At 55.3% G+C, this 12,618-nt stretch carries 8 protein-coding genes and 4 pseudogenes; 5 read left to right on the forward strand and 7 right to left on the reverse strand.

What is annotated here, in order from left to right; genetic code table 11:
* Nucleotides 1-5 precede the first annotated feature (5 nt).
* Nucleotides 6-1,106 (reverse strand): alkene reductase, encoded by a 1,101-nt coding sequence (locus tag AACY30_RS18890; protein WP_339540939.1) that lies wholly within the window; start codon nt 1,104-1,106, stop codon nt 6-8.
* Between the two features lie 165 nt (nt 1,107-1,271).
* Between AACY30_RS18890 and AACY30_RS18895 the strand changes: the two genes are divergently transcribed.
* From AACY30_RS18895 to AACY30_RS18905, 3 genes and pseudogenes are all read left to right on the forward strand, one after another.
* Complete coding sequence (locus tag AACY30_RS18895; protein WP_339540940.1) at nt 1,272-1,871, forward strand: TetR/AcrR family transcriptional regulator; 600 nt, start codon at nt 1,272-1,274, stop codon at nt 1,869-1,871.
* 322 nt (nt 1,872-2,193) lie between these two features.
* Nucleotides 2,194-2,514 carry a hypothetical protein gene (locus AACY30_RS18900; RefSeq protein ID WP_339540941.1) on the forward strand — a complete coding sequence of 107 codons (321 nt, stop codon included), beginning with the start codon at nt 2,194-2,196 and terminating at the stop codon, nt 2,512-2,514.
* Between the two features lie 716 nt (nt 2,515-3,230).
* Nucleotides 3,231-3,584, forward strand: a pseudogene (locus AACY30_RS18905) (DNA-binding protein); the annotation flags it as partial.
* Nucleotides 3,585-3,679: 95 nt separating this feature from the next.
* On the opposite strand, the gene AACY30_RS18910 reads toward AACY30_RS18905, so the two are convergent.
* Both AACY30_RS18910 and AACY30_RS18915 read right to left on the reverse strand, forming a co-directional pair.
* Nucleotides 3,680-4,990 carry a tyrosine-type recombinase/integrase gene (locus AACY30_RS18910; RefSeq protein WP_339540942.1) on the reverse strand — a complete coding sequence of 437 codons (1,311 nt, stop codon included), beginning with the start codon at nt 4,988-4,990 and terminating at the stop codon, nt 3,680-3,682.
* 1,680 nt (nt 4,991-6,670) lie between these two features.
* Nucleotides 6,671-7,219 (reverse strand): annotated as a pseudogene (locus AACY30_RS18915) (SDR family oxidoreductase); the annotation flags it as partial.
* On the opposite strand from AACY30_RS18915, the pseudogene AACY30_RS18920 reads away from it, so the two are divergent.
* Nucleotides 7,199-7,390, forward strand: a pseudogene (locus tag AACY30_RS18920) (winged helix-turn-helix transcriptional regulator); the annotation flags it as partial. The pseudogenes AACY30_RS18915 and AACY30_RS18920 sit on opposite strands and share 21 nt — an antisense overlap.
* Nucleotides 7,391-7,459: 69 nt before the next feature.
* On the opposite strand, the gene AACY30_RS27565 reads toward AACY30_RS18920, so the two are convergent.
* Nucleotides 7,460-8,323: a methyl-accepting chemotaxis protein gene (locus AACY30_RS27565; protein ID WP_370467871.1), complete on the reverse strand. Its 864-nt coding sequence runs from the start codon at nt 8,321-8,323 to the stop codon at nt 7,460-7,462.
* Nucleotides 8,318-9,073 (reverse strand): annotated as a pseudogene (locus AACY30_RS27570) (MCP four helix bundle domain-containing protein); the annotation flags it as partial. The pseudogene AACY30_RS27570 and the gene AACY30_RS27565, both read right to left, overlap by 6 nt.
* A gap of 335 nt (nt 9,074-9,408) precedes the next feature.
* Here AACY30_RS27570 and AACY30_RS18930 point away from each other — a divergent pair.
* Nucleotides 9,409-10,266 (forward strand): SDR family oxidoreductase, encoded by an 858-nt coding sequence (locus AACY30_RS18930; RefSeq protein ID WP_339540944.1) that lies wholly within the window; start codon nt 9,409-9,411, stop codon nt 10,264-10,266.
* 125 nt (nt 10,267-10,391) lie between these two features.
* Here AACY30_RS18930 and AACY30_RS18935 read toward each other — a convergent pair whose 3' ends face one another.
* Together AACY30_RS18935 and AACY30_RS18940 are read right to left on the reverse strand one after the other, a co-directional pair.
* Entirely contained in the window at nt 10,392-11,306 is a 915-nt protein-coding gene (locus AACY30_RS18935; protein WP_339469877.1) for a site-specific integrase, read from the reverse strand.
* Nucleotides 11,307-11,414: 108 nt separating this feature from the next.
* Nucleotides 11,415-12,227: a M949_RS01915 family surface polysaccharide biosynthesis protein gene (locus tag AACY30_RS18940; RefSeq protein WP_339469875.1), complete on the reverse strand. Its 813-nt coding sequence runs from the start codon at nt 12,225-12,227 to the stop codon at nt 11,415-11,417.
* Nucleotides 12,228-12,618: the final 391 nt, after the last annotated feature.

Below are 12,618 nucleotides of genomic sequence, written 5' to 3' on the forward strand. Positions count from 1 at the left end.
CAGTCTCAGCTTTGTACAGAGATGGAGTCGGCGAGCGTTGGATAGTCGGTATAGCCCGCTGCACCGCCGCCATACAGAGTCGTAGGATCGAATGCAGACAAGGTGGAGTTGCTCTTGAGTCGCTCTACCAAATCAGGGTTGCCAATAAACGGACGTCCGAAAGCGATCAAATCAGCCTTGTCTTCGTTGAGTTGGGAGGTGGCTAGATTCAGGTCGTAGCCGTTGTTGGCAATGTAGGTATTTTTGAAGCGCTGGCGTAGGGAACCAAAATCGAAAGGGACGACGTCGCGTGGCCCGCCAGTCGCACCTTCAACCACATGCAGATAAACCAGGTTCAGTGCATTGAGCTGGTCGACGACGTACTCAAACTGTTGCTGCGGATCGCTGCTGGAAACGCCGTTGGCAGGAGAGACTGGGGAAATACGAACTCCCGTTCGATCAGCACCGATCTCGTCCACGACAGCAGCACTGACCTCAAGCAGTAATCGAGCACGGTTTTCAATCGAGCCACCGTATGCATCCGTGCGAATGTTGGAGCCGTCCTTGAGGAACTGATCAAGTAAATAGCCGTTTGCGCCGTGGATCTCTACACCGTCGAAACCAGCTGCAATTGCGTTCGCCGCAGCCAGACGGAAGTCGTTAACAATTCCTGGCAGTTCGCTGATATCGAGGGCTCGCGGTTCTGATACATCCTCGAAGCTGTTGTTAACAAATACCTTTGTTGCAGGGCGTAAGGCAGAAGGCGCTACCGGAGCAGCACCGTTTTGCTGAAGGTCGACGTGGGAAACACGTCCGACATGCCATAGCTGCATGAAGATGTGTCCGCCTTTCGCATGAACGGCGTCAGTAACTGCACGCCATCCTTCCATCTGCGCCTGGGTGTAAATCCCAGGCGTGTCTTGATATCCCTGACCTTGCTGCGAGATCTGGGTAGCCTCGGAAATCAACAGTCCTGCGGACGCTCTCTGACTGTAATACGTTGCGGCCAATTCGCTCGGCACAAAACCCAACCCAGCACGGTTTCGTGTCAGCGGTGCCATTACGATTCTATTAGAAAGTGTCAGCGGGCCGAGCGTGCAGGGCTCGAACAATGTCTTTTCGGGCATATCAACTCCATTCTCGTTTATCAATGACTGCCATCTGCGTATTCGTGGCAATGACACCTGCAAGGAATTAATGATGTCGATCGTAATCAAAGGTGTCAACTGTTTTGATTGTGATCGACATCAGAGTATAGTCCGGGCATTGTTTACCATGCCTAGGAGTAAGGAATGAAGGTCACCAAGGCGCAATCAATCGCCAATCGAGCTCATATCGTGGAGACAGCTTCAGAGCTATTTCGTGAGCGTGGCTACGATGGCGTGGGTGTGGCGGAACTGATGGCCACTGCCGGTTTTACTCATGGAGGGTTTTACAAACACTTTGCTTCCAAGTCTGATTTGATGGCCGAAGCAGCTCAAAATAGCTTGGCAAAATCCTTATCTAGTACCTGCGATCTCGACGTTGCGGATTTTGTGAATCTTTACGTGTCGAGGGATCACAGAGATGGGAGAGGGGTGGGCTGCACCATGGCAGCCCTGTGTGGGGACGCCGCCCGTCAGTCAGATGATTTGAAAGCGACCTTTGCCAGTGGAGTTGAAAATACGCTTGCAGCACTAGAGGAAAAGTACACATCTGGACTGGATGTGACGAAACGAGAGGCTCGGGTGAAAATGATCGACCTGTTGGCCCATGCTATTGGCGCGGTCATGCTGTCGCGTGCGTGTCCGGATGACTCATCCATCGCTGATGAAATACTTGAAATCTGTCGCACCGAAATACTTACTTCGCTGCCTTCGTCTGCGGCGAAAAATAAGCATGTGAGCGGTTAGGCATAAGCCTGCGGAGACGAATGTTGCCTGCTGCCTCGTAGCGGTTTACCAGCACTCTCGTGGAGGAGATGTGTAGTGGCGTAGCGTGGCTCGAAACAGGGCCGCCGCTCCATGCTCTGGCGAACTCCACAAGCTTGTCCTCTTGCACTTGTGAGCGTGGGAGGGCTAATCTACGAGCAGGCCACCCCGCCTAAGTTCTGGTCGGCTTGAAAAGGGCGCAATCCAATAGCTCTACCTCAATACTTGCAGACATTTCCGGATATCCGGCTGTGTGCAACGACAAAACGACTCAGCGTTGCCTACAGACATTCGGAAACCGAACGTGGCTGATTTCCTCACGCCTGCTTCATTCCAGGCTCGCAAATTTTTGGCCCAGCAGGGGCACACTGTTCAACACCAACCCGTCCTTGAAGTCCTGGCAGCATTGCTTGGCTACAAGAGCTTCGCCGCGTTGAAGGTCGAGGAAGGCCTCCCCAGGCAAGATTATTACCTTGATGATGCTGAGGTACTGGTATTGAACGAACCAGAGGGCCTGGCTCGTGCGCAGAGCTTAAGCCTGCCGGGCGATCAAGTTGTGCCCCGCTGTATCGATGCCTTGAAGGCCTTGTGCCCAGTGCCGGTATTCGTTGGCGTCTGTGGGTGAGCGTATCTTTGCCGGGGACACGCTGCTATGCCATGGAGCACTGATCTATGCGAAAGCTGGTAGGGCGGGTCTAGTGCTGATCGATACCACGGGAGGGGCCAGCGTGGATGACAGCTGGCGCGACCAAGGCTGGGATCAATATGATAACCGGCAGTGACGGGTGACGAGGTAGATTGACCGGGTCGCGAGGGCTGCTTACACCGCTGCATAAGTGGGTTTAGATAGTCCTCGCTGCTTTAATGATGTGCAGTGGCAATGACAGGTTTGTCTGGACGTTCTACGGACACGGGAATACCCGTGGGCGAGTAGCGTCCAGTGTTGATGATCTACAACCCAAGCTCAGGGGTTGAAGCGCTGATCTACGGCAGCTCTCGTGCAGTGTGTTCGCTGTCCTTAGTGACGGTAAATCACGACGCTTGCACGACCGTCGAGACTACACGTTTTAAGCTTCCTACCTGTACTGCACACCTGCGGCTAATGCTCTGGAAGCGCACGATCAAGCCGTGTGGCGTATTAGCCTGGATCCATTGTGGTATCGCTTGCCGTTATGGGTGCAGGGGATCGTATCACCAGATCAATGCTCAAACGCCTGCAAGGTTGTCATTTGATAACGTTGACGTGTTTTTTCATACTGCAGATCAGTCACTGGGGCCTGAAGTCCAGCGCGACCTGGCTCAAAGGTAGTCGAGCGATCCCCGTAGTTCGGAGCAATAAAGATGGAATTTACCTTCACTCTCAAGTATCAGTTAACAACCAGCGACACTGACATCGACGCGCTCATTGAGCAACTGGTAGAGGAGGGGTGTGACGATGCACTGGTGGGCATTGGGCAATCTGGCCGAATTGGTCTTGAGTTCGTGAGAGAGGCTAGCAACGTTAGAGAAGCAGTCGAAAGCGCATTAGCCGATGTCCGCCGCGCGGTGCCTGACGCTAAGCTGATTGGATCGACACCCGATCTTGTAGGCCTCACAGACTTGGCTGAAGTCATGGGCGTGTCCCGGTAAAACATGCGCAAGCTGGTCTCGAATCACCCCAGCTTCCCGTTCCCTGTGCATGACGGTCAATCCGCCTGCAATGAAGATCGCTTCGCGCAGCCCACTCGTCCCCGCCAAATCACGTTTTCTACCGCGCCGCTGCCTTGGTATCTACCTTGCCCGGGCGAAGATTACCCCCTGTCACGCATACCGATTTTCTTGACAGATCGACTGCGCTCTTGGTCACGCGAGTGGTAGTAGACGTTCTGAGTCGTACTGAGGTTGCTGTGGCGTAAGTCCAACTGTAGATCCTTGGCACTGCGCAGCGGCGCATCAAAAGTTGCTGCCGTATGCCTCAGCCAATGGGCGGAAGCAGCTTTAAGACTGATCAGCTCGTGCTCCTCTCGGCCTTCATCTCGCATCCGGGACAACGGTTTATCGAAAACAGCCTGGAGGAGGGCGCGCACTTGTCGTCCTGAAAGACCTGATCTGCCGCGCAGCGTCGTGAGCAGAGGTGTCTTTTCCTCCCACTGTGGAAGCGCTGGAAGGCCAACAAAACGCCGGTAGCGCTTCAGGTATTTGGTGATGTACTCGTCTCTAACGGCAACCTTGCCGGCTTTGTTGCCTTTGCCGATGACGTGGTACCACCAGTTTCCTTCTTCGTCTTGTCGAAAATCGCCCATGGCCGGTTGCCAATTGGGCCTGCCGACGATATCTGAAACGCGAAGGTACATGGCGAAGAGGGTAGCTAGGATGAACAGCGTCCGCTCGTGACGGTCAGGCTCGACCAGCGCCATCTGTTCAGCGGTTTCCAGAACGTAGTCCCATTGAAGAGGCGTCAACGCCCGATGAGCGCCTTCTTCTTGTGGAGTGCTGCGATTCTGCCCCTTTTTTTTGATCATCCGGAAGGGGTTTGCAGCGACGGCGCCGTCTTCGACCAGGTGTTCGAAGAAACGACTACTGATTGAGTAAACCTGATTGATGGTGCCTTGAGACGCTCGGTAGCTAGCGTGGACTGCCATATCCAGGGGCTGATCACAGCATTCCTTCTCACGATGAGCAGCCTTGGAAGACTTCAGGCTGAACGGCCTCCATTTTTCGTTCGGCATAACCAGATCGCCCCACGTTGACTCTGTGTGGCTGCTGGATACAAATCGCCCGCGAACAATTGGGCCAATCCAGTCCGACGGCGGGTTTCGGCAGAACTCAAGATAGTCCTCGGCATCTTGACGTTTGAGCTGGCTGAAAGGTTTGCGCTTAACAAGCATCGACCATAGGAGCAATCGTTCCACATGTGTACGGTAAGACGTAAACGTGAAGCTGTTGTCCGAGAATGACCTCAGAAAACTGCGCGCCGCGAGGTAACCCTTGTGTGCCTCAACCTCAGGCTGAAATGAGTCCAAGTAAACTCGAACGCACACCATGCCAGGCTCAGGCGAACTAAAGTCCTGATCAATGAAGATCTCATAGGACTCGAAAATGGGCCGTGGCAGCTGAGGCATTAGAAGGATTTACCAAGTGTTTAGCTCTGCGAGAAACTTCCAGTATTGGGAGTAACTGGAAGTTAGAAGGGTGCGTATCACAACCCTGCTCTCGCCATCTGCTGATTAATAGAATGATCGTTTGACAGCGCCCGATACTATCGCTCTACGTACTGGCGCGCAACTCCACTCTTTAAAATTTTATGACGCTTAGATGGTTGATAGAATTCGACAGCAAGCCTTGACTTACATCTTTAGCTGTACTAGCCGCGCTGACTTTCTAACTTAGAGTCTTGGCGTTCGGTTTTAAAGTATATTGTCGGCAAGGTTATTTAATCGTGGGTTTAATTTTTTCAGGCGTTTTTATCGCAGGGTTTACTTGTTAATTGAGCGCATCAATTCGGATGTCTGCATTACTCTTTTTTGACGTAAATTGAGTACCGGGACTGCCGGGAGGTTGGGGTTGGCTTGGGAGGCCTACGGGTTGGCTTGCCTGGGCGGACTCCGGGTGCTGGCTGGCCGCTGGCGGGGACAGCCTAAGCGTTACGCAGGGTTTATCGACAAAATTGGAGCTGCCGGCCGCGTTAACCGACCGCAGTACCAGCGAGCATTGGGCTATGGCCGGCCAGGCCCATTGCAGATAAATGCAGTCGGTAACAGAGTTGGTTTTCGGCTTTCAGTGCCCGGCGGTAAATTGTGCGGGCTTATGTGCTTTAAGCGTATTTACGAGTGTTTACGCTGATCGCTATGTAGTGACGCTCACTCATCGGATATTGCATCGATCGCAACTGCAATGGGCTGTTGATGAGTAAAGGTGTCGAGCAGGTTTTCTTTGTAGCGGTAGCAGCTCAATCACATTTCATCAGAGTCAATTTCTACAGGTTTTTGCAATTTACGTTTCTACAGGTTTATGAACAATAAACATTTCTACAGATTATTGAAAAATGACGTTTCTACTTGTTGCTGAATAAACAGCCCTCAACTATCCGGATTCACTGGAGCGCGTGCGTGGCCACGAGGTGGTCGAGCGGTAATCCTAGGCTAACTCCTAGCGTGAGGATGTTGATTGAGCGCGTCAGTACTTACCGGGCTGACGTAGCTTCGGAGGTGGCGCTGTCAGTGCAGAAAAACAGCCCGTAGCCCCGCACAGCAAGGCTTCTAGGCGCGATGGCTGCATGGATACCGATCCAGCGACTGAACCAGCCGACGTTTCTCCGAGTAAATGAAAGGTGGGCGTTTATCTTCGTTTGTGAAAATTTGGCTGGAGGTCATGAAATACGGGGCTTTCAGGCTATTTTTGGGGAGTAGATCCGTGCTCGACCATTCTGGTAGTTTTTGCAAAAAAAGGCTACGCCGCAACAAGGCGTAAATTCGGACTGAAACCCGATAATCTTCATGTATAACAACAGGGTAGCTCGAGTTTTGGTGTCTACAGGTTTTTGCAAAATTGACGCGCTGTGCAAATACATCAAGACCGCTGGAGGTCACGTCTGACGCGGAGTTCAGGGAGGGCCGGGGTGGTTTTCTACTAGTTTCGCGAACGCTTCAGCTTCACCTGGCGTTCTGAGGTCTACTTCTGGTGAGTTTTAGGAATGGGGGGATTACCCCATAATTTAACATAATATACATTATGCGTAACATCCTATTGCGCAATCTGGGGCAGTGCCCATCAGATTTCAACAGGCAAAACCCCTATCTGACTCAAACCTGAGCAAAGCCTCCATCGATAAACATTTCACCGCCTGTCATGAAGCTGCTCTCATCCGATGCCAGGTACAACGCTGCTGCTGCGACTTCTTCAGGCTTACCAAGGCGACCCAGTGGAACCTGCGCAGTCATGTCGTCAATGATTGCTTCCTTCTGGCCCGTGCCTGAAAGCGCGAGGTCCAGGCCTGGTGTCGAGATCGGTCCTGGTGAAAGCACGTTGACGCGAATGCCCGTGCCTTTCAGATCCAGCGCCTAGCTTCTGGCGAAATTACGCAGCGCCGCTTTCGTGGCGCTGTACACGCTGAATGCAGGTGTGCCCATGGTGCCTGTGGTCGAGCCGGTCAGGATCACGGAACTGCCGGCACTCATCAGGGGTAACGCCTTTTGCACAGTGAACAGCGTGCCTTTGACGTTGATGCCGAATGTCCGCTCAAACGATTCCTCGGTGATCGATCCTATCGGCTGGAAATCCCCTTGGCCTGCATTGGCGAACAGCACGTCAACCCGGCCTATAGCGGTTTTGACTTGGGTGAAGATGCGATCATCGCCCGTGTGGATTTCCACGAGATACCGCCCAAGGTCGATTACTCCTTGACGCCTTTCGGGCAATCCTTGGTAACGGCGCTGGGGACGTTATGTCAGTGGGGCACCAAGCGTATGCAGGCCGTTGAGCGCATCGCCGAACGACGTACGTCCGCCCTCTCCCAATCTTGAGTCCCCTGCCCCCCATAGCCAACTCGACTAAATGACTATTTAGTCGAGTTAAATCAATAGCTTAAATACTTATAAGCGAAACCGGTCAACTGACTGCGACAGCTTGCCCGCCAACGACGACAACTCGTCCGTGGTCGACGCCGTCGTTGCGATGACCCGACTGTTACTCTCCGACATACCCGCAATCATCTCGACCTGATGCGCAATTTCATTGCTGGCCAGGCTTTGTTCCCCGATCGTGCGGGAGATATCGTTGACCATTTCCGTGGTGTTCAAGGTGGCCTGGAGAATTTCGCGAATCGCCCGCTCCACCTCGGCGGTCACCGCCATGCCTTTATCCACTTGAGCTACGCCCTCCTCCATACTGGTCACCGCTTCCCGCGTGCTTTGCTGGATACGCCCGACCATGCTGGCAATCTCTTGGGTCGAAGCACTGGTGCGTCCGGCAAGGCTGCGTACTTCATCGGCGACGACAGCAAAACCACGCCCCTGCTCACCGGCGCGTGCGGCCTCGATTGCGGCATTCAGGGCGAGCAGGTTGGTTTGATCGGCGATCCCTTTGATCACCTGGATAATGCTGAAAATCGCCTCGGACTCCTTGTCCAGCGTGCGGATAACCTGGGCGGATTGCTGTGCGGAACGGGCAATACCGTCCATGTCACTGACCACCTGATGAATCACCCGACCACCGTCCTTGGACAAGGTCTCAGCCTGGTTAGCCATGTCCAATGCGCGCTCGGCGTGACGAGTGATTTCTTCGATGCTGGCGGTCATTTCACTCGCTGCAGCGGCCATGGTGCTCGCGGCTGTGCTTTGTTGCTGGCTGCTGCCAGCCACTTCATGACAGCCGTGGCTCAATTGCTCGCTCATGACATTGACACCATGAGCGTTGCTGCGCACCACTTCGATCATGCCGCGCAAATCCCGCTGCATGGTGGCGAGGCTGCGAATCAATGAACTGGCTTCGTCCTTGCGCCTGGGCTCGACAATCGGTTCGCTCAGGTTGCCACTGGCAATGCTCGCAGCAATGCGGCTGGCCGTCTGCAGCGGGCCCATAATGCTCAGGATGACCCAGCGGCCCTGGGCCAATAGCAATAAAAGGCTGGCGATCAACACGGCGCCCTGGGTGAAATTGGCGTTGCTGATCGTCTGGTGAGTACCAACGCTGGTCTGTTGGGTGTTGGATTCAATCAGTTCACTCAGGGTTGCCATTTGTTCTTCAAGCCGGGTGAAAGCGGTGTTGAACGTATCCAGTTCCCCGCGAGCGGCTTCCGGATTGTCCAGCGCCAGGGCGACGATTCTCTCGCCTGCACCTATATAGCTATCGAGGCTCGGGCGGATTTTTTCCAGGTTTGCCTTGAGCGTATCGTCCAGCGGCAGCTTCAGGTTGTCCGCCAACACTTGGCGAAAATGCTCGGCGTGTTCCTGCAGCGAACTGTTGACCTCGGCCTTGGTGCTGGTGCTTTTACCCAAGCCCACCAGCATGGCCGATAACACATCGGCGCGCAGGGCATCGTGCATCATGTCGGCTTCCATGTGGTTGCGCAGCACGGTCATGCTGACTTCATTGTCCTGCACGGCGTCGCCCATCCGGCTATGTCCCAGGTAACTGACAAAGCTCATGATCAAGGCAGTGACCAATCCGGTCACAATCAACAGAATCAAGCGTAATTTGATCGTCATGCAAATATCCCCGTGCCTGGTGAGCCGGTTGGAAAGCCAACCGCTGAAGCGCCACTGGCCATGTTATCGGCCGCAACTACTGGTTATTGAAGCCCACATTTGCGCCGATGTTGGTTGGCATCGCACTGTGTGCCATCGCGGCAATGCTCACCACGTTGTGGACGTTGTGGACGTTGCGACGCTTTCCCGCGCACCAGGCAAGCGCCCCGCCCTGCGCCTGACAGGCTCAGGCCCGGCGCAAACCATTCGTCGGGCCCAACCGGCATCCATTACAACTATCGCCGGCCTGCTCATTACTAATCCCATAGCACTTTTGGAAATCTATGGAGATTGAAATGACTGACTACCCTCGCCCGCCCTTCACCCCGCAGGCTCAATCCGTGCCCGGCGCCCAGAAAAAAATGGATCCGTACCCCGATTGCGGCGAGCAGAGTTACAAAGGGTCTGGTCGCTTGGCCAACAAGATCGCCCTGATTACCGGCGCCGACAGCGGTATCGGCCGTGCGGTCGCCATCGCGTTTGCCCGCGAAGGCGCCGATGTGGCCATCGCTTACCTGGACGAGCACGAAGACGCCAGGGAAACAGCACGCTGGGTCGAAGAAGCCGGTCGCCAGTGCCTATTGCTGCCCGGCGACATCGCGCAACGAAGCGTCTGCCAGGCGCTGGTGGACAAGACGGTAGAGCAATTCGGCCGCATCGATGTGTTGGTCAACAATGCTGCGTTCCAGATGAGCCATGAAACGCTCGAGGACATCTCGGACGAGGAATGGGTCAAGACCTTCGATATCAACATCACCGCGATGTTTCGTCTCTGCAAGGCGGCGGTGCCGTATATGAAGGCCGGCAGCTCGATCATCAACACCTCGTCCGTCAACTCCGACATGCCCAAGCCAACGCTGATGCCTTACGCCGCCACCAAAGGCGCGATTGCCAACTTCACCGGTGGTCTGGCGCAATTGCTCGGCAGTAAAGGGATTCGCGTCAATAGCGTTGCGCCCGGCCCGATCTGGACGCCGTTGATTGTGGCGACCATGACCGATGAAGACGTGAAGAGCTTTGGTAGCGAGACGCCGCTGGGTCGGCCTGGGCAGCCCGTGGAAGTGGCGCCGATTTACGTGTTGCTGGCCTCGGATGAGGCCAGCTATATCTCCGGCTCGCGCTACGCGGTGACCGGCGGCAAACCCATTCTCTGAACCCTGCCCAATACCCTTGTGGGAGCTGGCTTACCTGCGATTGCATCACCTCGGTACACCAGAAATACCGAGGTAACTGAATCGTGGGCAGGCCCGGAGCCCACAGGGGATCTCATTCACCGGTTCTACAAATCAAACCGATCCACTGCCCGCCGCCGCTCATTGTCATCGCGCACGTCATAGCTGGCAGTGGTCTGGATATTGGTGTGATGCGCCAGTTTTTGCGCGATCGACAGGTCATGCTCCTCGATCACGCGCGTGATAAACGAGCGACGGAAGTCATGGGGCATGATCTTCACCCCCACCTGCTCGCCGCGCTGGCGCGCGATGTAGTAAATCGCATGTTTGGTGATGCGCTCGCGGGTGATATGGCTGCCGCGGCGAATGCGGTTGAACAGGAAGCTGTCGTCCTGCTCACCCTCCTTGAGCTGCTCACGTCGAAACGCCAGCCACGCCTGCAACTTCGCGAACGCCCAGTCCGGCGCGTACTTGATCAACTCTTTGTTGCCCTTGCCGATCACCCGCAGGCTGCGCTCTTCGAAGTTGATCTGCGCCAAGTCGAGGTTGACCGACTCCGACTTGCGCATGCCGGACCCATACAGAATGCCGATCACCGCCGCGTCCCGCAGGCCTTGCGGGCGTGGGTCGGCCGCGCAGACTTCCATCATTTCGCGGATCAAGCTGCGCCGCAGGTTGCGGCCCTGGCTCAGGCGAGTGCCGGGTGTGGCCTTGACGGTGCGCATGCGCAGCAGGTGTTCCTGGCTGATCAGGTTCATACGCCAGGCTTCGTTCATCACGCCACGCACTGCGTTCACGTAAAGCGACGAGGTATTGGGAGCATAGCCATCCTCGCGCAAAGCGGCGACCAGGGCGATGACGTGTTCGGGTTGCAGCAGAGGCCAGTCGATGTCTTCGAGGTTAATGTCCTCGAAGCCCAAGCGGTCGGCCGCGTCTTGCAGCACGTAGCGCATGGTCAGTTGGCTGGAGGGGGCCAAGCGGGTGAGGTAGAGGGTCAGCGGGTTGCGGATAGACTCAGTCAAAGTAAATCAGCCTTTGGATTAAATACCTCGAGCAAGCCTTTGTTTAATCAAGGTATTTAGTGAATTGGCGAAGGCTGAGTCTAACCCAGGACAGGCCCTGGCACAAAGTCACTGGGCGGTGTCGTCCTCCTCGGTGGGTTCCTGCGGCTGGATCAGGGTCTGGCTCCAGTCGCTGTCCTGCTTCTGCATCAGCGCGAACCAGTGCTGGCGCATGAACGTCAGGTACGATTCCGGCGCCTTGGCAAAGTCCTTCTCGTCGCCATAACACCCCGGCAATGGCAATTCGGTGCCCTGTTCCTTGTATTGGCTGACCAGCGCCTGCTGCCCAGAAACGCTGCAATCCTTGGGCAACGGCATGCCGCGCAAGGCGCCGGCCTCTTCGTCCCACCAGGCCGCGCCAACCCGGTCGACACCGCGCAGACGGTACTTCTGCGACTTGCCGACATGCATGATCAGCTTGAATTCGTTAGGGCTGACGTCACTGGTACAGGTGCGCGAATACCCCACGGTAGCCTGCGTGATGCCGTCGCCGGTCAGGTCGGTGACCTTGGTGGCGGCCCGGTCGAAGCGCAGGGACGCGTCGAACTCGCAATGCTGCACATCGTCGTACAGCATCCACACGCGTTTAGGGCGGTTGCCGTCGATCAGGTACTGGGCCGCGTACACAAAGGCGGACTGGGTGCCGTCGTCGTCACGCTCGCTGACTTGCTCGGCGAGCACCAGCAGGTTTTTGCCTTGTTTATCGTCCCAGGTATAGGCGGCGATTTGCTTACCACGCACTTCCACACCTTCCGGCACCTGGTCGATGCTGGTGAGCGCCACCCCGTCATCGGCCTGCACGGTCGTGACACACGCCACGCTCATCAACAACCCCATCAACACTGGCCGCAACTGGCCGCGTAAAAGCTGCACGCTATTCATCCGATCACCCTGGCAAGAGACGGCTTACTTTACCGGCACTTGGGGTGCATTGCAGAGAAGATTCTTCACTAACATTCGGTGGCTGAGCGTGCGCGCCCAAGTTGAACCGCAGGTACCAGAAACAGTTCCTATTTCGCCAACCAACTAAAGCCCTAAGCCCCTTAGTTGTTAAGCTGAACCCTAGCTGTCTACCTGTCAAATAAACGAGTTTTTCATCTGCCTTTCATATCTGTTCCACATATTTACGCTTAATCTTGAACGCAGCACTTCATAGCAAACCGCGCTATATCGTCTAACCTATTGATTATGCTTCACCTTTGGCGCTGATTTTAAATCTGCGGACCGGGCGTTTGCCCAATGACTGCTGCTGCTTCCACGCTCCAAGTTGCTC

The sequence above is a fragment of the Pseudomonas sp. RA_5y_Pfl1_P24 genome (genome assembly GCF_963970945.1).
Taxonomy (GTDB): domain Bacteria; phylum Pseudomonadota; class Gammaproteobacteria; order Pseudomonadales; family Pseudomonadaceae; genus Aquipseudomonas; species Aquipseudomonas tritici.

Coding starts and splice junctions, on each gene's coding strand:
- AACY30_RS18890 (WP_339540939.1), bottom strand. CDS start 1,106: ATGCCCGAAAAGACATTGTTCGAGCCCTGCACGCTCGGCCCGCTGACA.
- AACY30_RS18895 (WP_339540940.1), top strand. CDS start 1,272: ATGAAGGTCACCAAGGCGCAATCAATCGCCAATCGAGCTCATATCGTG.
- AACY30_RS18910 (WP_339540942.1), bottom strand. CDS start 4,990: ATGCCTCAGCTGCCACGGCCCATTTTCGAGTCCTATGAGATCTTCATT.
- AACY30_RS27565 (WP_370467871.1), bottom strand. CDS start 8,323: ATGCAGCGGGATTTGCGCGGCATGATCGAAGTGGTGCGCAGCAACGCT.
- AACY30_RS18930 (WP_339540944.1), top strand. CDS start 9,409: ATGACTGACTACCCTCGCCCGCCCTTCACCCCGCAGGCTCAATCCGTG.
- AACY30_RS18940 (WP_339469875.1), bottom strand. CDS start 12,227: ATGAATAGCGTGCAGCTTTTACGCGGCCAGTTGCGGCCAGTGTTGATG.